The sequence below is a fragment of the Pseudomonas sp. BRM28 genome, from assembly GCF_002939405.1.
GTDB lineage: Bacteria > Pseudomonadota > Gammaproteobacteria > Pseudomonadales > Pseudomonadaceae > Aquipseudomonas > Aquipseudomonas palmensis.
The window spans coordinates 4,888,257-4,910,174 of the sequence record NZ_PEFV01000001.1; the positions used below are offsets into that span (position 1 = coordinate 4,888,257).

The window sequence follows — 21,918 nt, forward strand, 5'->3', positions numbered from 1 at the left end:
CGGCGAAGGGATCGCCTCAGACCTTCTGGTACAACTGGCTGCCTTCCTGGCGGAACCGCTCGGCCTGCTCGCGCATGCCCTCTTCTACCGCCACCTCGACCGGCTGGTTGGCGGCGTATTCACGCACTTCCTGGGTGATCTTCATCGAGCAGAACTTCGGCCCGCACATCGAGCAGAAGTGCGCGACCTTGGCCGAATCCTTGGGCAGGGTCTCGTCGTGGAACGAGCGTGCGGTGTCCGGGTCCAGGCCCAGGTTGAACTGGTCTTCCCAGCGGAACTCGAACCGCGCCTTGCTCAAAGCGTTGTCGCGGATCTGCGCGCCCGGGTGCCCCTTGGCCAGGTCCGCCGCGTGCGCGGCGATCTTGTAGGTGATGATGCCGGTCTTGACGTCGTCCTTGTTCGGCAGCCCCAGGTGCTCCTTGGGCGTCACGTAGCAGAGCATCGCGCAACCGAACCAGCCGATCATCGCCGCACCGATGCCCGAGGTGATGTGGTCGTACCCCGGCGCGATGTCGGTGGTCAGCGGGCCCAGGGTGTAGAACGGCGCCTCGTCGCAGCACTCGAGCTGCTTGTCCATGTTCTCCTTGATCAACTGCATCGGCACGTGGCCGGGGCCTTCGATCATGCACTGCACGTCATGCTTCCAGGCGATCTTGGTCAGCTCGCCCAGGGTCTCCAGCTCGCCGAACTGCGCCGCGTCGTTGGCGTCGGCGATCGAGCCCGGGCGCAGGCCGTCGCCCAGCGAAAAGCTGACGTCGTAGGCCTTCATGATTTCGCAGATTTCGTCGAAATGGGTGTAGAGGAAGTTTTCCTTGTGATGCGCCAGGCACCACTTGGCCATGATCGAGCCGCCGCGGCTGACGATGCCGGTCACGCGCTTGGCGGTCAGCGGCACGTAGCGCAGCAGCACGCCGGCATGGATGGTGAAGTAGTCCACGCCCTGCTCGGCCTGTTCGATCAGGGTGTCGCGAAACAGCTCCCAGGTCAGGTCCTCGGCCACGCCGTTGACCTTCTCCAGTGCCTGGTAGATCGGCACCGTACCGATCGGCACCGGCGAGTTGCGGATGATCCACTCGCGGGTTTCATGGATGTGCTTGCCGGTGGACAGGTCCATTACCGTGTCCGAGCCCCAGCGGATGCCCCAGGTCAGCTTGGCCACTTCTTCCTCGATGGAGGAGCCCAGCGCGCTGTTGCCGATGTTGCCGTTGACCTTCACCAGGAAATTGCGGCCGATGATCATCGGCTCCAGCTCCACATGGTTGATGTTGGCCGGAATGATCGCGCGGCCGCGAGCGACTTCCTCGCGTACGAATTCGGCGGTGATCTCCTTGGGGATGCTTGCGCCGAAGCTGTGCCCGGCGTGCTGCTGGTCGAGCAGGCCGGCGGCGCGGGCCTCCTGCAGCTTCATGTTCTCGCGGATGGCCACGTACTCCATCTCGGCGGTGATGATGCCCTGGCGCGCGTAGTGCATCTGGCTGACGTTGGCGCCGGCCTTGGCCCGGCGCGGGTTGCGCACGTGGGCAAAGCGCAGCTTGGTCAGTTCCACGTCGTTCAGGCGCATCTGGCCGAAACTGGAGGACAGCCCGGCCAGGCGCTCGGTGTCGCCGCGCGCGTCGATCCAGGCCGAGCGCACATCGCCCAGGCCCTTGCGCACGTCGATCTGCACGGTGGGATCGGTGTAGGGGCCGGAGGTGTCGTACACCAGCACCGGCGCGTTGGCTTCGCCGCCGAAATCGGTGGGGGTGTCGTCCAGGCTGATTTCGCGCATCGGCACCTGGATATCGGGGCGCGAGCCCTGCACGTAGATCTTGCGCGAACGGGTGAACGGCTGCACGGACTGCTCGTCGACCTTGGCCGATTCACTCAGGTGCGCGGGGTATTTTTGTTTTTGGCTCATCACAGGCTCTCCAGACGGGTTGGCAGTCGGAGTGAACCTGAAAGGCACGGGCGCACCAGGGCTGGTGCTGTGCCGAAAACGGAAGATGCCACACCAGCCAAAAAGCTGAAATGACAATCCCGCAGCCGACACAAGAGGGCTCGCGGGAGACGAGCAATCTTGTTCCCTACGCAGGCGCTAACCTGATCAGGTTCAACGGGATCCGGAATTATCCGATCTCAGCCTCAACGCAAGGCACCCCGACAAGAACGCGCCCAGCATAGACCGGTGCGACGCGAAACGCCAACAGTCCAAGCACAAGCATGATAAAAGGCGCAAATAGCGGATTGTTGCAAAATGCCTGCGCAACTACACTCATCGGTTCAGAAATACTCAACCGTTCAAGGACTGCCCTATGCTGCGCAAACTTTCACTGGCCCTCGCCGTGTCGTGTGCTACCAACGGAATGGCCTGGGCAGCAGAACCGCCCCTGTCGGTACGCACCGATCTGGTCAGCGTGTATCAGGAAGCGGTGAACAACAACGCCGACCTGGCCGCTGCCCGCGCCGACTACGGCGCCCGCAAGGAAGTGGTGCCCCAGGCCCGTGCCGGCCTGCTGCCCAACCTCTCGGCCGGCGCCGAGATGATGAACAGCCGTACGAAGATCGATCCCCCCTCGATCACCGCCAACCGCAGCGGCAACTCCTGGCAGGCCACCCTGGCCCAGCCGATCTTCCGCGCCGACCGCTGGTTCCAGTTGCAGGCAGCCGAAGCGGTGAACGAACAGGCGGCGCTGGAGCTGTCGGCCACCGAACAGAACCTGATTCTGCAAAGTGCCGAGAACTACTTCGCCGTGCTGCGCGCCCAGGACACCCTGGCCTCGACCAAGGCCGAAGAAGCCGCGTTCAAGCGCCAGCTCGACCAGAGCAACGAGCGCTTCGACGTGGGACTGTCGGACAAGACCGACGTGCTGCAGTCCCAGGCCAGCTACGACACCGCACGCGCCAACCGCATCGTCGCGCAGCGCCAGGTGGACGACGCCTTCGAGGCCCTGGTGACCCTGACCAACCGCGACTACAACTCGGTGCAGGGCATCGTGCACACCCTGCCGGTGCAGGTACCCACGCCCAATGACGCCAAGGCCTGGGTAGAAACCGCCGCAAAGCAGAACCTGAACCTGCAGGCCACCAACTACGCGGTCAACGCGGCCGAGGAAACCCTGCGCCAGCGCAAGGCCGGGCATGCGCCGACGGTGGACGCGGTGGCGCGCTACCAGAAGGGTGACAACGACAGCCTGGGCTTCAGCAACCCCAACCTGACGGGCCAGAACTACCGCGGCGACGTGGAGCAGACCAGCATCGGCCTGCAGCTGAACATCCCGATCTACAGTGGCGGGCTGACCAGCTCGCAGGTGCGCGAGGCGTACCAGCGCCTGAGCCAGAGCGAACAGCAGCGCGAGAGCCTGCGTCGCCAGGTGGTGGAAAACACCCGCAACCTGCACCGCGCGGTGAACACCGACGTGGAGCAGGTGCAGGCGCGCAAGCAGTCGATCATTTCCAACCAGAGCGCGCTGGAAGCGACCGAAATCGGTTACCAGGTGGGTACGCGCAACATCGTCGACGTGCTGGATGCACAGCGCCAGCTGTACACCTCGGTGCGCGACTACAACAACACCCGGTATGACTACATCCTCGACAACCTGCGCCTGAAGCAGGCCGCCGGGACCTTGAGCCCGCAAGACCTGAATGACCTGGGTCGCTACCTCAAGCCCGACTACAACCCGGACAAGGACTTCCTGCCGCCGGACCTGGCCAAGGCGGCGCAAGCCAATTTCGAAAGGCCCTGAAACAGCTTCGCCGGCAAGGCCGGCTCCTACAGGTGTTGCGCACCCCGTGTAGGAGCCGGCCTTGCCGGCGAACAGGCCTCACGCCTTGAGCAGATTCCCCAGCCCATCCAGCAGGCGCTTCAACGCCCCCTGATTGGCCCGCATCACCCCGACCCCCGCCTCGCCCATCTTCAGTGCATCGCTGGGCAGCTCGATCAGGCGCCGCACCTCGGCCGCCAGCCCCTGGGCATCATCCACTTCGCACAACGCCCCCGCCTCGCGCAGCATCGCCGCGATCTCGAGAAAGTTGAACAGATGCGGCCCACTCAGCACTGGCCTGGCCAGTGCAGCCGGCTCCAGCAGATTGTGCCCGCCGTTGGGCACCAGGCTGCCGCCGACGAACGCGATGTCCGCCAGCGCATACAGAAACAGCAGCTCGCCCATGGTATCGCCCAGCAGTACCTGGCAATCCGCCGTCACCGGCGCACCGCCAGAGCGGCGCACCGTGGAAAACTGCGCTGCGCACAACCCATGCACCGCATTGAAGCGCTCCGGATGACGCGGTACCAGCATCAGCAGCGCGTCCGAATGGTGCGCCAGCAACTGCCGATGCGCTGCCAGGATCACCTCGTCCTCGCCCTCATGGGTGCTTGCGGCAATCCACACCGGCCGTTGCAGCGCCTGCCACTCTTCACGCAGCGCCCTGGCGCGCACCGGCAGCTGCGCATCGATGGTCAGGTCGAACTTGATCGAGCCGGTCACCTGCACGCACTCGGGCCGCGCACCGAGCTGGCGAAAACGCTCGGCCTCGGTTTCGGTCTGCACCGCGATCAGGCTCATCTCGGCCAGCATCGGCCGGGTCAACCCGGCAAAACGCGCATAGCCCCTGGCCGAACGCGCCGACAACCGCGCATTGGCCAGCGCCACCGGTATGCCACGTCGGGCGCACTGGTGGATATGGTTGGGCCACAGCTCGGTCTCCATGATCACCGCCAGTTGCGGGCGAGCACGCTCCAGAAACCGCGCCGCCGCCCACGGCAGGTCGTACGGCAGGTAGCAGTGCTGGATGCGTGGCTCGTTTGCGAACAGCGCCTGGATGCGCTCGGAACCGGTGGGCGTCATGCAGGTGATGGTGATCGGCAACTGTGGATAACGTTGCAGCAGGGCGCGCACCATCGGCGCGGCGGCGATGCTCTCGCCCACCGACACCGCATGCACCCAGATGCCCCCCGGCTGCAGGGGCGGCAGCTTCAGGCCGAAGCGCTCGGCGATGCGCCGGGCATAGGCCGGCGCCTTTCCCGAGCGCAGGTACAGGCGCAGCGCGACCAGCGGCAGGCCCAGGTGAAACAGCAGGGTATATAGGGTTCTGTTCATGGCGCCGAAGTGTACTAGCCAATGGCGCACAAATGCACTGCGAAGCGCTCGGCCAGCCAGCGCGCGGCCGGCCCCAGCGGCTCGTCGCGGCGCCACGCCAACTCCACCACCAGCGCCGGCGGGCGCCACTCGCTGGCAAGCTCCACCATCTGCTGCTGGTAGGCCGGGTACTGCACCACATGGCGCGGCAGCCAGGCCCAGCCCAGCCCGCGCATGAGCATCTCGGCCATCACGTAGAAGCTGTCGGCGCGCCAGATCTGCGGGCTGATCGGTTCGCCGCCAGGGTAGCCGCTCTGCTGGGGTGTGATCAGCAACTGACGGTGCTGCGCCAGCTGCTGGCGATTGACGCTGGCCAGTTGCGCCAGCGGGTGATGCACCGCGCACACGGTGACCATCTCCACGCTGCCCAGCGCCTGGCGCTCCAGCGCTGCAGGCATGTGCTCGTGGTGAAACATCAGGCCCAGGTCGGCACGGCGCTCCAGCAGCTTGCGCGCCACATCGCCCTGGGCCCCGCTGGCCACCTGGATTTCCAGCAGCGGGTACTGCACGGCCAGCTCGTCGAGGCTGTCGAGCACCGGCTGGAAGGGCATGGCCTCGTCCTGCGCCAGGCGCAGTTGCGCCTCCTGCCCGCGCATCAGCGCCTGCGCCCGGCCGTCCAGGCGCTCGCACTGGCGCAGCAGCTCGCGTGCCTCCTCGAGCAACGCCTGGCCGGCATCGGTCAGGCGCGGCTGACGCCCGCTGCTACGCTCGAACAGCGTGACCCCAAGGTCGGCCTCGAACAACGCGATGGCGTTGCTGACCGCCGACTGGGCCTTGCGCTGCTCACGCGCCACCGCCGAGAACGAGCGCAGTTCGGCGACCCGCACGAAGGTGCGCAGCTGTTCGAGGTTCCATTGACCGTGCATGCCAGCCTATCTCCAGAATAGATAGGTAATGACTTTACCCCATTGCGCCATCCTCTAGAATGCGCGACCAGAACAGAGGACTACCATGAACGCCTATACCTACCTGGCCATCGCCATCTGCGCCGAAGTCATTGCCACCGCCTCGATGAAGGCGGTCAAGGGCCTGAGTACGCCGCTGCCCCTGCTTCTGATGGTGTGCGGCTACATCGTGGCGTTCTGGATGCTGACCCTGGTGGTGCGCAGCATTCCGGTAGGCATTGCCTACGCCATCTGGTCGGGCCTGGGCATCGTGCTGATCAGCATCGCGGCGCTGGTGATCTATGGGCAGAAACTGGATGTGCCGGCCATGCTCGGCATGGCCATGATCGTCGGCGGCGTGGTGGTGATCCAGGTGTTCTCCAAAACCACCGGGCATTGATGAGCGACAGGGTACGAAACCTCACAGGCTGTATACTGCGCTCCTGTCTTTGCTTGTGAGGTGCGTGCATGTCATCCGTTATTTCCACCGACGTGCTGATCGTCGGCGCAGGGGTCGCAGGCCTCTGGCTCAATGCCCGCCTGCGCCGCCTGGGCTACTCGACGGTGCTGGTGGAACGCGCCAGCCTCGGTGGCGAGCAGACCCTCAAGTCCCAGGGGATCATCCACGGTGGTGCCAAGTACGCCCTGCACGGTGCGCTCACCGGCGCCTCCGAGGCCATTGCCGACATGCCGCGGCGCTGGCGCGAGGCCCTGGCCGGCAACGGCGAACTGGACCTGAGCGGCGTGCGCCTGCTGTCCGAGGCGCACTACCTGTGGTCGCCCGGCACCCTGGCCGGCAACCTCACCAGCTTCTTCGCCAGCAAGGCGGTACGCGGCCGGGTCGACCAGGTCAAGGGCGACCAGTTGCCCCCTGCCCTGCAGGACCGTGCCTTCAAGGGCAAGGTGTACCGCCTGGCCGAACTGGTGGTGGACGTGCCGAGCCTGCTCGCGCGCCTGGCAGAGCTGGCCGGCGACAGCCTGCTGGCCGGTGAACATATCGAACCGCTGCATGAAGGTGACGAACTGGTCGGCTTGCGTGTCGATGGCCGCGATATCCGCGCCCAGCGCGTGGTGCTCAGCGCCGGTGCCGGCAATGCCGCGCTGCTGCAAAGCCTGGGCCTGAGCCAGCCGGCCATGCAGCGCCGACCGCTGCACATGGTCATGGCCAAGGGCCCGAGCCTCAAGCCGCTGTACGCCCACTGCCTGGGCGGTGGGCCCAAGCCGCGCATCACCGTGACCACCCACCCGGCCGCCGACGGCCAGTGGGTGTGGTACCTGGGCGGCGACCTGGCCGAAGCCGAGGGCGTTGCCCGCGAACCCGAAGCGCAGATCGCTGCCGCCCGCAAGGAGGTCGCGGGGCTGCTGCCCTGGGTCGACCTCAGTCAGGTGCAGTGGGCCACCGTGCGTGTCGACCGCGCCGAACCCGCGCAATCGGGCCTGGTGCGCCCCGACAACGCCTTCCTCGCCGACCAGCAGCGCCTGCTGGTGGGCTGGCCGACCAAGCTGGCCCTGGCACCGGACTTCGCTGACCGCGTGCTGAACAGCCTGGAACGTGACGGTATCAAGCCAGGCAATCTGCCTGCCCTGCCGCCCCTGCCAAAACCGCCCCTGGCACAACCGGTATGGGAGCAACTGCTGCCATGAGCCTGCCGACCCTGCACCCCTATCACCGCCCGCTGGGCAGCACCGGCCTGAGCGTTTCCCCGCTGGGGCTGGGCACGGTCAAGCTGGGCCGCGACCAGGGCGTCAAATACCCCAACGGCTTCACCATCCCCGACGACGACGAGGCCCGCCTGCTGCTGCGCCAGGCCCGTGAGCTGGGCATCAACCTGATCGACACCGCACCGGCCTATGGCCGCAGCGAAGAGCGGCTGGGCCCATTGCTGCGCGGCCAGCGCCACGACTGGGTGATCGTCAGCAAGGTCGGCGAAGAGTTCGACGACGGCCACTCGCACTTCGACTTCAGCGCCGCCCACACGCGCCGCTCGGTGGAACGCAGCCTCCAGCGCCTTGAAACAGATTGTATCGATCTTGTACTGGTGCATTCCGACGGCAACGATCTGCGCATTCTGCAGCAGGAAGCGGTGTACGAAACCCTGGCCCGACTCAAGCAGGAAGGCAAGATTCGCGGCTTCGGGCTGTCCGGCAAAACCGTCGAAGGTGGGCTGCAGGCCCTGCAATCAGGCGATTGCGCGATGGTTACCTACAACCTCGACGAGCAGGGCGAACGCCCGGTGCTGGACTATGCTGCCGAACACGGCAAGGCCATCCTGGTGAAAAAGGCCCTGGCCAGCGGTCATGCCTGCCTGGCCCCGGGCGTCGACCCGGTGCGGGCCAGCTTCGAGCTGCTGTTTGCCCACCCCGGGGTGAGCAGTGCTATTGTCGGCACCATCAATCCCGTGCACCTGGCTCACAACGTGGGCGTGGTTGCCAAGATCCTGAGCCAGCGCTGAGCCGCCGTCGCGGCCGACCCCAACGCAAGAAGGAGCCGAGATGCCGCGCACGCTGATCCGCAAGAACCCCAGCAACTTCAAGACCCTGCCCCTGCATGTGGAAGCCGGCCCCGAGGGCCTGAGCTACCAGAGCATCGGCATGCCGCTGAACTTTGCCCAGACCCTGCAGCGGCGCAAGGCCATCCAGGTGGCCGACCCCGAGCGTTTCGCCGTGGAGCTGGCCAACCTGGGCGTTTCGGTGCGCCTCACCCTGCAGTGGCAGAACCGCGACTACTGGGTGCTGGTGCGCCAGCGCCGCCAGGACCGCGGTGATGTGGTGCTCAAGCTGATCTCCGGTTACGTGCCCGCTCAGGAGCTGAACCTGCCCTTGCACACGGCCGTGCAGGAAGTGGCCGAGGAATGCCTGCTGGAGACCCCGGAAGGCTGGCTTGGCGGGCGTTTCAACGACACCTGGTTGCCGGCGCCGTACGCCGACGCGCTGCATTACCGTGAAGCGATGCCCTTCGTGCTGACCCCTCACTCGGGGGCCGCGCGACCGGTGCGCTGTGGCAACCAGCCGTTGATCGAGCGACCGCGAGCCTATGTCCACCTGCCCACGGCGTCACTGCAACTGATTTATGACCTGCGCCTGCAAGTGCCCAGGGAAGCCAAATCATTGAGCCTGTTCCATGTGGACGAGCGCCTTGAGGGCGACCAACTGGTGGCACGCCTCAACCGCAGCCGGCCAGACTTGTACCTTATGCCGCTGGAAGACGGTCAGCCGCAGGCCGAGCTGTACACCCTGAAGAAGGACCGATTGGTGCCGGCGAGTACACGTGGTATCTACCTGGCCGAAAGCTTTGCCCGCCAGGATGGCTGGCTGGTGCGTGAAGAGCGGATTCGCTGGAAGGACTGGCTGAGGCAGCAGGGGCTGGTGGCGCCCAGGCCGGACTCGAAACTTAAAAGGCTGACGGGCAAGGCCCGCCAGCTGTTGGGGCTGGCTTTGCAGAAGTAGGACGTTTTTGCAGGCCCTAATCGCGGGTCAAACCACTCAGTTCTTGCGGATTTTCTCCACGATCGCCGTGGTCGAGCTGTTTTCCACCAGCCCCAGCACCTTCACCGTACCGCCATAGGCCTTGACGATATCGGCGCCCACCACCTGATCGATGCCGTAGTCGCCACCCTTGACCAGAACGTCGGGCTTGACCTCGGCAAGCAGGTTTTCCGGGGTACCTTCGGAGAAGCTGATGACCCAGTCCACTGCCCCCAGCCCCGCCAGCACCGCCATGCGCCGGTCGACACTGTTGATCGGGCGACCCGGCCCCTTCAGGCGACTGACCGAAGCATCGTCATTGACCGCCACGATCAACCGGTCGCCCTGCGCACGCGCCTGCTCCAGGTAGGTCACGTGCCCGGCATGCAGAATGTCGAAGCAGCCATTGGTGAACACGATCTTCTCGTTGTGCGCCCGCGCATCGTCGATGGCCAGCAGCAACTGCTCAAGGCTCAGCACCCCGCGCTCGGAGCCTTCTTCGCGCTGGATGGCGCGGCGCAGTTCCGGCGCGCTGATGGCCGCCGTACCCAGCTTGCCGACCACGATGCCGGCAGCCAGGTTGGCCAGACCGACCGCATGGGGCAGCTCCTCACCGGCGGCGATCGCCGCCGCCAGGGTGGAGATCACGGTATCGCCGGCACCGGTCACATCGAACACTTCACGCGCCCGTGCCGGCAGGTGCATGGCCGGATGGCCCGGGCGCAGCAAGGTCATGCCGTGCTCGCCTCGGGTCACCAGCAAGGCGCCCAGTTCCAGCTCGCGCATCAGCTCGCCGCCCTTGTTGACCAGTTCGGTCTCGTCGGCGCAATGCCCGACGATGGCCTCGAACTCGCCCAGATTCGGCGTGATGACGCTGGCGCCGCGGTAGATCGAGAAATCCTTGCCCTTGGGGTCGGCCAGCACCGGAATGCCCTTGGCCCGCGCGGCCTGGATCAGGCTCTGGTGGTTCTTCAATGCGCCTTTGCCGTAGTCGGACAGCACCAGCACCTTCACCCCTTCGAGCAGGGCGTCGACTTCGGCGCCCAGCGACAGCGGGTCGGTGGCAAAGGGTTCTTCGAAATCGATGCGCAGCAATTGCTGGTGACGGCTCATGACCCGCAGCTTGACGATGGTCGGCTGATGGGCGATGCGCTGGAAGATCGAACGCACCCCCGCTGCCTGCAGGCTGTTGGCCAGGCTGTCGGCGGCCTCGTCCTGGCCGGTGACGCCCACCAGCGAGGCCGGCGCACCCAGCGCGGCAATGTTCAGCGCAACGTTGGCTGCACCACCCGGACGGTCCTCGATCTGCTCGACCTTGACCACCGGTACCGGGGCTTCAGGTGAAATGCGAGAGGTACCGCCATGCCAGTAGCGGTCGAGCATGACATCCCCGACCACCAGTACCGGAGCTTGATCGAAACGCGGCATGGACAACTTCATGGGCAACCCATATAGACAAAATGAACAGGGGCGGGATATTAGCACAGCCCTGGCACCGGCCTGTTCGGCGCCGGTAACCTGCTGTGACAACCAGGGCGCAGAACGCGCCCTGGCAGGGTGACTCAGGTGATGTCGGCCTTGGCCGGCTCATCCAGGCCCATGGCGTGCAGGCGCGCGTAATAGCCGTTTTCGGCCAGCAACTGGCCATGCGTGCCACGCTCGACGATGCGCCCCTGATCCATCACCAGGATCAGGTCGGCCTTCTCGATGGTCGACAGGCGGTGCGCGATCACCAGGGTGGTACGGCCTTTCATCACCTGGTCCAGGGCGGCCTGGATGTGCCGCTCCGACTCGGTGTCGAGGGCCGAGGTGGCCTCGTCCAGAATCAGCAGCGGTGCATTCTTGAGCAGGGCCCTGGCGATCGCCAGACGCTGGCGCTGGCCGCCGGACAGCAGCACGCCGTTCTCGCCGACCTCGGTGTCCAGCCCTTGAGGCAACTGATCGATGAACTCCTTGGCATACGCGTCGGCTGCCGCAGCCTCGATCTGCTCGCGCGGCGCACCGGCCAGGTCACCGTAGGCGATGTTGTTGGCCACGGTGTCGTTGAACAGGGTCACATGCTGGGTCACCTGGGCAATGTGCCGACGCAGGTTACGCAGGCGGTACTGCTCCACCTCCACGCCATCGAGCAGGATCTCGCCCTCGGCATGCGGGTAGAAACGCGGTATCAGGCTGGCCAGGGTCGACTTGCCGCTGCCCGAACGCCCAACCAGCGCCACCATCTGACCCGGCTCGGCGGTGAAGCTGATGTCATCGAGCACGCGGCGCTCGCTACCCGGGTAGGTGAAGCTCAGGTGACGTACATCCAGGCGCCCGGTAACCCGGTCGCGCTCGACGGTACCGTGGTCGACTTCCGGCTCCACATCCAGCTGCTCGAAGATGCTCTCGGCCCCCGACACACCCTTCTGGATGGTCGAGCTGACTTCCGACAGCTGGCGGATCGGCTTGGGCAGCAGGCCGGCCGCGGTAATGTAGGCCACCAGGTCGCCGGCGGTGGAGTCGCCGCGCAGGTACAGCACCAGGAACATCAGCACGGCCATGGCCGAGTAGATCACCAGTTGCAGCATCGGTGTGTACACCGCGCTGGTCTTGGTCATGCGCAGCTGCTTCTCGGTGTTGCTCTGGCTGGCATCGGCGAAGCGCTGCTGCTCGTAGTTCTCGCCCCCGAAACTGCGCACCACGCGATAGCCCTGGATGGTCTCGGACGCGACATGCGTCACATCGCCCATGGCCACTTGGATCTTCTTGCTCTGCTTGCGGAATTTCTTGCTCGAACTGCTGACCATCAGCGCGATCAGCGGCAGGATCGCCAGCATCACGATGGTCAGCTTCCAGTTCATCCACAGCAGATAGCCGAACAGGAACACCACGGTCAGGCCTTCGCGGATCACCACCTTGATTGCATCGGTGGCGGCGCCGGTGACCATGGTCACGTTGAAGGTGATACGCGAAATCAGGTGTCCGGAGTTGTGGCTGTCGAAATAGCGGTTGGGCAGTACCAGCAGCTTGTTGAACAACTCCACCCGCAGGTCGTGCACCAGGCCCAGGGAAACCTTGGCCAGAAAGAAGTTGCCCAGAAACGAGCCCAGGCCCTGCCAGGCGGCGATCAGCACGATCAGCAGCGGCACGGCCTGCAACAGTTGGAGGTCACGCAGGTAAGGCACGTTGGGGAACAACACCGCTTCGGGATTGCTCAGCCCATCGACGAAATACTTGAGGATGCCCGCCAGCATGGGCTGGGTCGAGGCGAATATCACGAAGCCGAGGATACTCAGCAGGAAAATGCCAATGTAGGGCTTTACGTAGGTCAACAGTCGGAAATAGATCTTCAGACTGGAGCTCTGCTGCGCCGTGCGCGGTGTTTCAGCCATCTTCGAGCTCACTGTTCAGGTTGAACGATCGATTTTATCACAGCCTGCCGATTGGGCACGCGCCCGGTCCGGCATGCTGGCGTGGTGCATTGGTGAAGTTTTCGGCATTATGCCCTGTCTTTCCTGCTCGCTACTTCGACAAGGCCATCTACATGCAATGCTCCCGGCTCCCTCAGGCCGACCTCAACCAACTGATCGTCGGTGCCCAGATACTGGAAGCTGACAGCTACGGTGCGAAAGTCTACCTGCTAGAGAACGGCAATATCCTTAAACTTTTCCGGCGCAAGCGCCTGCTGTCGTCGGCGTTGCTGCGGCCCTACTCCCGCCGCTTCATCGACAACGCCGCCAGGCTGGAGCAGTTGGGCATTCCGACTCTGCGTGTATTGGCGCATTACCGCCTGGAAAAGCCCGGCATGACGGCGGTGCTGTACCACCCCCTGCCCGGCCAGACGCTGAGCCAGCTCAGCCGCAAGGAAGGTTTCAGCTGGCAGCAGGCACTGCCGGACATGGTCCGCCTGGTACGGACCCTGCATCGATCGGGGGTGTATTTTCGCTCGCTGCACCTGGGCAACATCGTGGTGACGCCCGACCAGCAGTGGGGGCTGATCGATGTGGCGGACATGCGTTTTCTGCGCGGGCCGCTGAGCCGGCGCATGATCAAGCGCAACATACAGCACTTTGGCCGCTACCTGTCACGTGAAAAACTCAACGGGAGCTTCCCCCTCGCCGAGCTGGAGCAGGCTCTACTGACTCCCTGAGTCAGGCTTGACCGCCCACATTTCCCGCAGGGTTCGACTGAAGCACTCCCAGGCTTGCTCCGGGGCCAGCGAGCGGTGCTGCGCCTGGGCAACGGCGGTTGCCGGCAGGCTGGCGCAACGCTCGATGGCAGCGGCCCACTCCTGCACGTCACCGACCCGTGCGTAAAGACCGCTATCACCCAACTGTTCATGGAACACCGGCAGGTCACTGCATAGTACCGGCACGCCGGCAATGACTGCCTCCTGCAGTACCAGGCCCAGGCCCTCGGCCCGGGAAGGCACGAGCAACCAGTCGAACGCCTGGTACAGGCGGCCCAGAATGTCACAATGCCCTGTCAGCGATACCTTGCCCTGCAGACCCAGCGCCTGGATCTTTTGCTGCAGCAATGGCCGCTCGGGGCCTTCGCCGAGAATGACCAGGCGCAGATCGGGTTGCGTCCGGCTAGCGGCGGCAAATGCATCGATCAGGTAGTCGAACCCCTTGTCCATGACCAGGCGACCGACAGCCCCCATGATCCGCACACCGGGCTCCCTCAACCCCATGACCTCGCGCGCTTGCTGTGCTGTCAGTTGCTCGTCGCAAAAACGGGTAGGTTCCAACGCGGTACGCAAGGCCGTCACCTTCAGGCCCAGCTCGGCCTGCAATGACGCCGCCAGCGTGGCCGACACCGCCACCAGTGACAGCTGCGCCGGCTTGAACCCGCACAACAGCGCCACATCCCTGGGGTGCAAACGGGTCTTGCCGTGAAACACCACAGTAGCCTTCACCTCAGGCAACCCCCTGAGAACAGGCAGTATCAGGCGCGATACCCCCAGCCCATCGAGCAGCAATGCGTCGGCTTGGGCTTCGATCAACGCCTTGCGTAGACGAGCGCGTAACCAAGGCTGCAGCAGCCCCCATACATGACGGCCCTTTATCAGGCGTTGCGGCAAGTTCCATTCTCGAGACGGCCCAGGAACACACGCCGCCCCCTGACCTTGCAACAGCCAGCTGTTCACGGAAATCTCAGGAGGCACCAATGAAAGGATCTGCTGATGGACCTTGTGAACCGAGACGAACGGCGAGCCACCAGCCCACATGATATTGATGACGTTCACTGGCCAGCCCACCTTGATTCACATATTACTGAAAAGACAGAAAACAACTCACGAAAAAAGAAGAGCAAGACCCACTCCCACCACCAACCCCACCGTTACCGCCAACGTCAACCGAACACGCTCGCGCTTCTTGCGACGTGCCTTGCGCAGCCGCTCCTCGGGCATCGTGACGTGATGGCCGAATCCGGTGTGCAGTACCGCATCGCCTTCAAGGGTCACAGCGGTCAGTTCAAGTTCGGCATACCGCTTTGACAGCGACTTTTCACCGCCATGCGCAGCGAAGGGTGCACATAGATGATAGTCACTCAGGCGCCGCAGCCCTGGGTTCAGCGAGAAAGACTGCCACTCGGGCTTGTCCGAGAGCAGTGGGTAGCAAGGGACCCCAGCGATGATCTCGCGCTCGCCCAGATGAATGTAGGGGCTGTTGACGTTGAGGTCGTAGACGAAATTGCGCAGCCATACCTGCAGCAGTGTCGGCCGCGCCTCGAGAATCGCTCGCGAATCTTCGACGAAGGCCGGGCGATAGAACCGCCAGTCATCCTCGCAATGAAAGATGTACGGGGTTTTGACATGACCGTAAGCCAGATCGATCGACGCCAGCTGCCCAAGCTTGGGCTTGTTCACGAACACCGTGCAGTAAGGCTTCCAGTGCTCCGGAATGGCGTCGTGCACGGCCTCGTCACCGCTGTCTTCGGTGATGAAAACCTCACGGATAGGCGCCGTGTTGAACTGATCGAAGCTGTCCAGCGTCAGCTTGAGCAGATCGAACCGCCCACAGCTGGTCACTACCAGCGTCACATCACTCTTTTCACTAAATTGCACAGCAACCCCCGGTAAATGCGTCCATGCAGTTGCAACCTCTCCAGTCCGTTCAGGCTGCACGCCCAGTGGAGTCAGACCCCCAGTTTCAGACGCAGACGCTGCCAAGCGCTCAGTGGTGGGTGAGGACGGAGTACCGGCTGCAACTGCTCGACAATACTGCGCCCGACCTGGGCGAAACTGAAACGTGAAACCGCCAGATCACGGCCGTTGGTGGCGATACGCTGCACCAGGGCCTCGTCGGCACGCAGGACCTTCAATTTGGCCTGCAGTTGGGCAATGCTGCCATACAGTACGACGTTGTGCATGTCCTGCAAACCCAGCGCACGATTCTCCGCCTCGCCCTGGTCGAACGCCAGCAGCACGCAACCGCAGGCCATGGCCTCGAAGTTCTTGATCATGTACTCGCCCATGCCGACGTCGGCGCTGACGAAGAAACGAATGCGGTTGAGCGTGTCGCAATACTCGGCACCCGAATTGGTACGGGTCACCACCAGGTTCTCGACTTGCCCCAGCTCGTCGAGCAACGCCTTGCGGCCGCTGTAGGCCACACTGTTGGTGCTGCCGACGAAGGCAAGTTCCATGTCCCGCTCGCGCCCCTGGTCGGCCAGCAACTGCTGGTCGTAGCCCTTGGGCACGAACACCGCGTCGAAGCCTTCCTGGCGCAGACGCTCGCTGACCATGTAACCCGAGCTGATCACCCGGGCCCAGGGCAGCTTGCGGTAATGCGCGCTGAACTTGCCGGTGTACTTGCACGGAATGTAGTTCTGGTAGGCATCGTGCTCCAGAATGACCAGATTGGGCACGGTACGGATGAAACCGACCTGACGGATCTCCTGCTTGAAGCGCAGGAAGAAGATGATGCGGCCGTACCGGGTGACGTCCACCTCGCGGCGAAAATACCCGCGCAGGTCGCGCTGTTCGGCACTGCTCAACCAGCGCAGGTCGCATTCGCAATGGGCCGCAACCCCTTCGTACAGCCGGTCAAGAATGGCCCGCTGTTCCTTCTGCACCAGAAATAGAACTTTCATTGTCTTCCTTGCGGCGCTCGGGCCACAGCTATGCAGTCATGCACCGGGTTCAGAGGTCCCGGCGCCAGAACAATTCGTGTCGACGTACCGCCTTGCGGAAGAACTCGTTCTCACCGTAAGGCGAAGGCTGACGACCGGCCAGCCAACGTTGCAGCAGGCGACGCAGGCGACGCTTGAAGGATGCACGCGGCTGCAGGTCATGCATCATGCCCAGGGCCATGGCCTTGTCGCGCTGGGTGTCCAGCGTCAGGCTCAGGCTGTAGGGCGCCCAGGCCTGGCCAGGCTCGACCTGCGGCGGCAAGGCAATGCCGGCACCGCTGTCACCCATCGGCCAGCGATCGTTGTCATGCAGGTGGTTGGCGTAGTACAGCACGCTCTCGGGCTGCCATTGCAGGCCGTGCAACGCTTCGAGCACGGCGGCCTGGGCACACAGGTGGTCAGGATGCGGGTCCAGAGTCGGGTGCGGCATCACCAGCACCTGTGGACGCGCCTGCATGATCAGTGCACGCAGGTCGGCCAGAAGGTTGTTCCAGGTGGGCGCGCCGTCCTGGTCGCCCGGCAGCGACAGGGCGTTGAGCTGGCGGAACAGCCGCGTATCGCTCAGGTCGGCTTCGCGTGAGGCGACGGGCTGATCCGGTGCGGCCTGCATGGCGGGCAGTTGCAGGCAGAAATAGCCCAGTTGCACGCACTGCGCTTCTGGCACACCCGCCCAGCGCGGTACGGCGATACTGTCCCAGGCGCGCAAGCGGCCCTTCAGGCGTGCGGCCTGCGCAGGCTCCAGGCCCATCTGCTGGTAATGCTCGGCCTCGATCTCGCCGGCCGTAAGCGTCACGACCCACGCCTCTTCGGCCTGGCTGTACAGCCCGTAGGCAGCCAGTTCCGCATCGTCGGCGTGGGGCGCAATCACCATCACACGGCGCTGGCGCAGGTCGCTGGCGCGCACCACGATCAGCGACGCAGCCTCGACCACCCGGCAGCAACGCCCGCGGATGCGCAGAGTGCCGGCCAGCAGCGCCGGCGCCTGCCCGGTCAGATTGAGGTAGCGCAGCCCGTCGACCCCGCGCTCGAAGCCCTGCAGGTCCGCCACCCCCTCGCCCGACACCTCGACGCCAGGATCACGAAAACGTCCCAGCAGCGAGCTTTTGACACGCACCTGCAGCACCAGCGTCTCATCGCCCGACAGGCGCAATGATGCCGGCGCACGCAGCACCAGGCCGTCCAGCGACACCGGCACACGCTCGCAGGGTTCAGGGAACTCGTACAGATAATCATCACCTGGCGAATAGAACAGGTGATCGGCAAACCATGCTTCGTGAGCCACCCACAACAGCGGCAACAGCATCAGCGCCAGCCACCATTTCACCAGCACGCCCAGGGCGATCAGCACCACCAGAGCGACCAGCAGGCCCACGCGCTTGTTGCGCCGATGGCGCCTGAGCAACTGCTGCTTGCGGCTCACACCTGAAACACCGGCACGGGGTTGCACCATCGGTCCTTGTACTCGCGATCGGCGCGGCCGAAGGAGAACCGCAGCGGCTTGTTCAGCGCACGCGCGGCTTCCCAGGCGCTCTGGGTGTTGAGAAAGCTCAGCACGCTGCCCGGGCTGAACGCACGCGTCTCGGGGTCGACGCCGCCGTTGACGTACTCGACGCTGACCCACTCGGGAGCCTCGACGCGGTACACCAGCTGGATCGCGATCGGCTTGTCTTCCAGAAACAGCACCGAGCCGATCAGCAACGCGCGCAGGCGTTCGACCATCTCGGCCATGCGCTCGGCACCGGTGGCCGCAAAGCCCCAGCGGCGCTGGAACAGGTCGCAATACATCGACGCGATCTCGGTACTGGTGAACTCGGTGATGGCCCGCACCTGCCCGCCCGCCTCTTCCAGCAAGCGCAGTTCGCGGCGCTGGTTGTAGCGAAACTTCTTCGACAGCTCTTCGGGCTGGCGTGCCATGGCCAGGGCTTCGGGCTGCGCCTTGAGGCCGCTGAAACGGCCCTGGTTGAGCTCGGACAGGTAGCGCCCGGCATGGCGCAGCGGCGCCTGTGCATCGGCAGCGGCCGGCAGAATCAGCTCGGCATTGCCCAGGTCGAACAGGCCCTTCTTGCCCCGGCGCTTGAGCACGTCCTTGGACAGTGCCAGGTAGCGGTCCCAGGTGGGTATGGCCGCCTTCAGTTCGTCACCCTGGTACCAGCCCAGGTAACGCACCGGAATATCGGCCATCTCGGCCAGTTGCGCGAGCACCAGCGGGTGGGTCCCCACACTGCCGCCAAAGCGCTGCCAGGCGTCGGCGTAGGCCGGCGCATCGATCACGCGCCAGCCGCGCTCACGCCAGCCTTGTACATAATTGAGCATCAGGCCTGCCCCGTCAGTTCGACAACCTGGGGAAGGTGCCAGAAAGTCTCGCGCACGGCCGTGTCGGAGAAGCGTTCGCGCAGGCGCTCGAGCATGCGCTCGGCACAGGCCTGGCGTTGCGCCTGGTCCAGCTCGGCCAGGTGTTGCAGGCCTTGCGCCAGACGCTCGGCATCCCCGAGCGGGAACAGGATGCCGACACCTTCGACCACTTCCTTGGCGCCACCGCAGGCGGTGGCCAGCAACGGCACGCCGGCCACCATCGCTTCGAGCAGCACCATGCCGAAAGGCTCGTGGTCCGAGCTCAGGGCAAACACGTCGAAGGCACTGAAATAGCGCCGTGCATCCGGTACCTGGCCGAGAAAGTCCACCTGTGCGGCAATACCCAGCGCCTCGGCCTGCGCCATGAGCGCGTGCTCCAGGCGGCCGGTGCCCAGCACCGCCAGGCGGGCGCCTGCCGGCAGTGCCGGCAGCGCCTGGGCAAACCCGCGCAGCAAGGTGGCCTGGTCCTTGTCCGGATGCAGGCGGCCGACATTGCCGACGATCCACGCCTTCGCATCCAGGCCCAGGGCCTGGCGCGCCTGCGCGGCGGGCACCAGACTGGCCTGCAGGGCGTCGATATCGATGCGGTTGTACAGCGTCTGGATACGCTCGGCCGGCCACTTGGGCAGGCACTGGCGCATGTCGTCGCGCACCGCGTCCGACACCCCGAGCAGGCTCAGGCGTTTGCTGAACAGGTTGGCGAACAGCTGGCGGGTACGCCGCTGGTAGTCGCCAAAGGCGTGGTGCACGCCGATCACCGGCAGGCGGGTGGCCAGCAGGGCGATGTAGATCGGCTTGAAGCGGTGGGCGATGCAGAAGCTGAATCGGCGCGACGCGGCAATGCGGCGCAGTTCGCGAATCGCGCCCAGCTTCAAGCCACGAATGGCCTTGGAGCTGAACTCGAGAAACAGCACTTCATCGCTCGCACAGCCCGCCGCCACCTGCGGATCGGCGGCGCCGGTGAGAAACACCGTGGTGACGCGGTAGCCCTTGCCCGCGAACAGGCTGGCGTACTGACGGGCGCAATCGAGAAACGGCCCGTCATAGCCGTGGCAAAACTGCAGGACGTGCCGTTCAGCCAACGCTGTCATAAGCTTTCGCGCCGTCCTTGACCACCAGGATGTCTTCCATGATCAGGTACTGCAGGTCCGAGCCGAAGAACATGTTCAGGGCATCGGTCGGCGAGCAGATCATCGGTTCGCCACGACGGTTGAGCGAGGTATTGAGCGACACGCCGTTGCCGGTCAGGGTCTCCAGCGCCTTCATCATGTCGTAGTAGCGCGGGTTGTACTCGCGCTTGAGCACCTGGGCCCGCGAGGTGCCATCTTCGTGGACCACTTCCGGCACGCGGGTCTTCCACTCTTCAGCCACTTCGAAGGTGAAGGTCATGAACGGGGCCGGGTGATCGATCTTGATCATCTGCGGCGCCACGGTGTCGAGCATCGACGGGCAGAAAGGCCTCCAGCGCTCGCGGAACTTGATCTGGTGGTTGATGCGGTCGGCCACGCCCGGCACGCTCGGGCAGCCGATGATCGAACGTCCGCCCAAGGCCCGCGGGCCGAACTCCATGCGGCCCTGGAACCAGGCCACCGGGTTGCCGTCGACCATGATCCGGGCGATCTGCTCGGGCATGTTGTCCAGCTTGCGCCAGGTCGGCTTGTGTTCGTGACGGGCGCAGGCGGCGATCACGTCCTCGTTGCTGTACGCCGGGCCGAGGTAGACGTGTTCCATCTTCTCGACCGGTACGCCACGGGCGTGGGACACATAGGCGGCAGCACCGACTGCGGTGCCGGCGTCGCCCGAGGCGGGCTGCACGAACAGCTCCTTCACGTCGGGACGGGCGATGATCTTCTGGTTCAGCTTGACGTTCAGCGCGCAGCCGCCGGCAAAGGCCAGCTTGCCGGTTTCCTTGAGCACGTCACCCAGGTAGTAGTCGATCATCTGCAGCGCGAGCTTCTCGAACAGCGCCTGCATGCTGGCCGCATAGTGGATGTACGGCTCGTCGGCGATGTCGCCTTCGCGCTTGGGGCCCAGCCACTCGATCAGCTTGGGCGAGAAGTAGAAACCCTTGCCCTTCTCTTTATAGCGGCGCAGGCCGATGACGTTGGCGTAGTCGGTGTTGATCTCCAGCTCGCCGTTTTCGAAGCTGGCCAGGCGCGAGAAGTCATACTTGCTGGCGTCGCCATACGGCGCCATGCCCATGACCTTGAACTCGCCGTCGAGCATTTCGAAGCCCAGGAACTCGGTGATCGCGCCGTACAGGCCGCCGAGGGAGTCCGGGTCGAAGAATTCCTTGATCTTGTGGATCTTGCCGTTTTCGCCGTAGCCGAAGAACGTGGTGGCGTACTCGCCCTTGCCGTCGATGCCCAGGATCGCGGTCTTTTCCTTGAAACCCGAGCAGTGGTAGGCGCTGGAGGCGTGGGCCAGGTGGTGCTCGACCGGTTCGATCTTGATCTTTTTCGGATCGAAGCCCAGTTGTTCCAGGCACCAGACGATCTTGTTGCGGTAGCGCTTGTAGCGACGGTTGCCCATCAGCAGCGCGTCGAGGGCGCGATCCGGGGCGTACCAGTAACGCTTGGCGTAGTGCCAGCGGGCCTTGCCGAACAGGCTGATGGGGGCGAACGGAATCGCTACCACATCGACATCGGACGGCTTGATGCCGGCCTGTTCGAGGCAGAACTTCGCCGATTCGTAGGGCATGCGGTTCTTTGCATGTTTGTCGCGCACGAAGCGCTCTTCTTCAGCGGCGGCAATCAGCTTGCCGTCGATGTACAGGGCCGCGGAAGGATCATGGCTAAGGGCGCCGGACAGGCCAAGAATCGTCAATGCCAAGGGTCTAGCCTCTTCAAATCTGTAGATGTGCGCCCCGGCCTCATGGGCGGGTGGCAGCGAAAGGGCGGGATTATAGCGTAAAGCGTGGTACGGAGTGCAGGGCGCACTGCTGGCGTGGAACCCATCGCGGGTCAAGCCCGCTCCCACAAGGACAT

The 21,918-nt window shown here is 64.6% G+C and carries 18 protein-coding genes and 1 riboswitch; of the genes, 6 read left to right on the forward strand and 12 right to left on the reverse strand.

Annotation, left to right across the window (positions count from 1 at the left end):
- Positions 1–16: 16 nt before the first annotated feature.
- Positions 17–1,897, reverse strand: a complete 1,881-nt coding sequence (gene thiC / locus CR917_RS22620) for a phosphomethylpyrimidine synthase ThiC (protein ID WP_054915742.1) — start codon at positions 1,895–1,897, stop codon at positions 17–19.
- Between the two features lie 146 nt (positions 1,898–2,043).
- Positions 2,044–2,149, reverse strand: a riboswitch (TPP riboswitch).
- 142 nt (positions 2,150–2,291) lie between these two features.
- Here thiC and CR917_RS22625 point away from each other — a divergent pair.
- On the forward strand, positions 2,292–3,722 hold the full coding sequence (locus CR917_RS22625) for a TolC family outer membrane protein (protein ID WP_104572994.1): 1,431 nt from the start codon (positions 2,292–2,294) through the stop codon (positions 3,720–3,722).
- A gap of 78 nt (positions 3,723–3,800) precedes the next feature.
- Here CR917_RS22625 and waaA read toward each other — a convergent pair whose 3' ends face one another.
- Positions 3,801–5,075: a lipid IV(A) 3-deoxy-D-manno-octulosonic acid transferase gene (gene waaA / locus CR917_RS22630; protein ID WP_104572995.1), complete on the reverse strand. Its 1,275-nt coding sequence runs from the start codon at positions 5,073–5,075 to the stop codon at positions 3,801–3,803.
- Positions 5,076–5,089: 14 nt separating this feature from the next.
- Positions 5,090–5,980 (reverse strand): LysR family transcriptional regulator, encoded by an 891-nt coding sequence (locus tag CR917_RS22635; protein ID WP_043863568.1) that lies wholly within the window; start codon positions 5,978–5,980, stop codon positions 5,090–5,092.
- Positions 5,981–6,065: 85 nt separating this feature from the next.
- Between CR917_RS22635 and CR917_RS22640 the strand changes: the two genes are divergently transcribed.
- The 4 genes from CR917_RS22640 to CR917_RS22655 all read left to right on the forward strand — a co-directional run bounded on the left by CR917_RS22640 (position 6,066) and on the right by CR917_RS22655 (position 9,445).
- Positions 6,066–6,398: a multidrug efflux SMR transporter gene (locus CR917_RS22640; protein ID WP_043863569.1), complete on the forward strand. Its 333-nt coding sequence runs from the start codon at positions 6,066–6,068 to the stop codon at positions 6,396–6,398.
- Between the two features lie 68 nt (positions 6,399–6,466).
- Entirely contained in the window at positions 6,467–7,642 is a 1,176-nt protein-coding gene (locus CR917_RS22645) for an FAD-binding oxidoreductase (RefSeq protein ID WP_058541608.1), read from the forward strand.
- The gene (locus tag CR917_RS22650) at positions 7,639–8,451 is read left to right on the forward strand and encodes an aldo/keto reductase (RefSeq protein ID WP_058541609.1); all 813 of its coding nucleotides are present in this window, start codon (positions 7,639–7,641) and stop codon (positions 8,449–8,451) included. Before CR917_RS22645 ends, CR917_RS22650 begins: the two co-directional genes overlap by 4 nt.
- Before the next feature lie 40 nt (positions 8,452–8,491).
- Positions 8,492–9,445 (forward strand): hypothetical protein, encoded by a 954-nt coding sequence (locus tag CR917_RS22655; RefSeq protein WP_043863572.1) that lies wholly within the window; start codon positions 8,492–8,494, stop codon positions 9,443–9,445.
- 36 nt (positions 9,446–9,481) lie between these two features.
- Here CR917_RS22655 and hldE read toward each other — a convergent pair whose 3' ends face one another.
- Positions 9,482–10,903 (reverse strand): bifunctional D-glycero-beta-D-manno-heptose-7-phosphate kinase/D-glycero-beta-D-manno-heptose 1-phosphate adenylyltransferase HldE, encoded by a 1,422-nt coding sequence (gene hldE / locus CR917_RS22660; RefSeq protein WP_058541610.1) that lies wholly within the window; start codon positions 10,901–10,903, stop codon positions 9,482–9,484.
- 122 nt (positions 10,904–11,025) lie between these two features.
- Positions 11,026–12,834 carry a lipid A export permease/ATP-binding protein MsbA gene (gene msbA, locus CR917_RS22665; protein ID WP_058541611.1) on the reverse strand — a complete coding sequence of 603 codons (1,809 nt, stop codon included), beginning with the start codon at positions 12,832–12,834 and terminating at the stop codon, positions 11,026–11,028.
- Between the two features lie 152 nt (positions 12,835–12,986).
- Here msbA and CR917_RS22670 point away from each other — a divergent pair, with 152 nt between their 5' ends.
- Complete coding sequence (locus tag CR917_RS22670; RefSeq protein WP_104572996.1) at positions 12,987–13,592, forward strand: toluene tolerance protein; 606 nt, start codon at positions 12,987–12,989, stop codon at positions 13,590–13,592.
- Here CR917_RS22670 and CR917_RS22675 read toward each other — a convergent pair.
- The 7 genes from CR917_RS22675 to CR917_RS22705 form a co-directional block, all read right to left on the reverse strand.
- Positions 13,578–14,690 carry a glycosyltransferase gene (locus tag CR917_RS22675; protein WP_058541613.1) on the reverse strand — a complete coding sequence of 371 codons (1,113 nt, stop codon included), beginning with the start codon at positions 14,688–14,690 and terminating at the stop codon, positions 13,578–13,580. The two genes, CR917_RS22670 and CR917_RS22675, sit on opposite strands and share 15 nt — an antisense overlap.
- A 48-nt stretch (positions 14,691–14,738) precedes the next feature.
- Positions 14,739–15,512 carry a glycosyltransferase family 2 protein gene (locus CR917_RS22680; protein WP_104572997.1) on the reverse strand — a complete coding sequence of 258 codons (774 nt, stop codon included), beginning with the start codon at positions 15,510–15,512 and terminating at the stop codon, positions 14,739–14,741.
- Positions 15,513–15,583: 71 nt separating this feature from the next.
- Entirely contained in the window at positions 15,584–16,540 is a 957-nt protein-coding gene (locus CR917_RS22685; RefSeq protein WP_104572998.1) for a glycosyltransferase, read from the reverse strand.
- A 49-nt stretch (positions 16,541–16,589) separates the two neighbouring features.
- Positions 16,590–17,999, reverse strand: coding sequence for a PIG-L deacetylase family protein (locus CR917_RS22690; RefSeq protein WP_104572999.1), 1,410 nt, complete (start codon positions 17,997–17,999; stop codon positions 16,590–16,592).
- Positions 17,996–18,892 carry an antimicrobial resistance protein Mig-14 gene (locus CR917_RS22695; protein WP_104573000.1) on the reverse strand — a complete coding sequence of 299 codons (897 nt, stop codon included), beginning with the start codon at positions 18,890–18,892 and terminating at the stop codon, positions 17,996–17,998. The genes CR917_RS22690 and CR917_RS22695 overlap by 4 nt, the downstream gene beginning before the upstream one ends.
- A complete protein-coding gene (locus tag CR917_RS22700) occupies positions 18,892–20,022 on the reverse strand; it encodes a glycosyltransferase (RefSeq protein ID WP_104573001.1) in 1,131 nt (376 codons plus the stop codon). The genes CR917_RS22695 and CR917_RS22700 overlap by 1 nt, the downstream gene beginning before the upstream one ends.
- Entirely contained in the window at positions 20,006–21,763 is a 1,758-nt protein-coding gene (locus CR917_RS22705; RefSeq protein WP_043863582.1) for a carbamoyltransferase, read from the reverse strand. Before CR917_RS22705 ends, CR917_RS22700 begins: the two co-directional genes overlap by 17 nt.
- Between the last annotated feature and the right edge of the window lie 155 nt (positions 21,764–21,918).

What these genes read in the sequence shown, in the direction of transcription:
- CR917_RS22645 (WP_058541608.1), top strand. Translation starts at nt 6,467, where the DNA reads ATGTCATCCGTTATTTCCACCGACGTGCTGATCGTCGGCGCAGGGGTC.
- CR917_RS22635 (WP_043863568.1), bottom strand. Translation starts at nt 5,980, where the DNA reads ATGCACGGTCAATGGAACCTCGAACAGCTGCGCACCTTCGTGCGGGTC.
- thiC (WP_054915742.1), bottom strand. Translation starts at nt 1,897, where the DNA reads ATGAGCCAAAAACAAAAATACCCCGCGCACCTGAGTGAATCGGCCAAG.
- CR917_RS22650 (WP_058541609.1), top strand. Translation starts at nt 7,639, where the DNA reads ATGAGCCTGCCGACCCTGCACCCCTATCACCGCCCGCTGGGCAGCACC.
- CR917_RS22695 (WP_104573000.1), bottom strand. Translation starts at nt 18,892, where the DNA reads ATGCTCAATTATGTACAAGGCTGGCGTGAGCGCGGCTGGCGCGTGATC.
- CR917_RS22625 (WP_104572994.1), top strand. Translation starts at nt 2,292, where the DNA reads ATGCTGCGCAAACTTTCACTGGCCCTCGCCGTGTCGTGTGCTACCAAC.
- CR917_RS22640 (WP_043863569.1), top strand. Translation starts at nt 6,066, where the DNA reads ATGAACGCCTATACCTACCTGGCCATCGCCATCTGCGCCGAAGTCATT.
- waaA (WP_104572995.1), bottom strand. Translation starts at nt 5,075, where the DNA reads ATGAACAGAACCCTATATACCCTGCTGTTTCACCTGGGCCTGCCGCTG.
- hldE (WP_058541610.1), bottom strand. Translation starts at nt 10,903, where the DNA reads ATGAAGTTGTCCATGCCGCGTTTCGATCAAGCTCCGGTACTGGTGGTC.
- CR917_RS22685 (WP_104572998.1), bottom strand. Translation starts at nt 16,540, where the DNA reads ATGAAAGTTCTATTTCTGGTGCAGAAGGAACAGCGGGCCATTCTTGAC.
- CR917_RS22670 (WP_104572996.1), top strand. Translation starts at nt 12,987, where the DNA reads ATGCAATGCTCCCGGCTCCCTCAGGCCGACCTCAACCAACTGATCGTC.
- CR917_RS22700 (WP_104573001.1), bottom strand. Translation starts at nt 20,022, where the DNA reads ATGACAGCGTTGGCTGAACGGCACGTCCTGCAGTTTTGCCACGGCTAT.
- msbA (WP_058541611.1), bottom strand. Translation starts at nt 12,834, where the DNA reads ATGGCTGAAACACCGCGCACGGCGCAGCAGAGCTCCAGTCTGAAGATC.
- CR917_RS22655 (WP_043863572.1), top strand. Translation starts at nt 8,492, where the DNA reads ATGCCGCGCACGCTGATCCGCAAGAACCCCAGCAACTTCAAGACCCTG.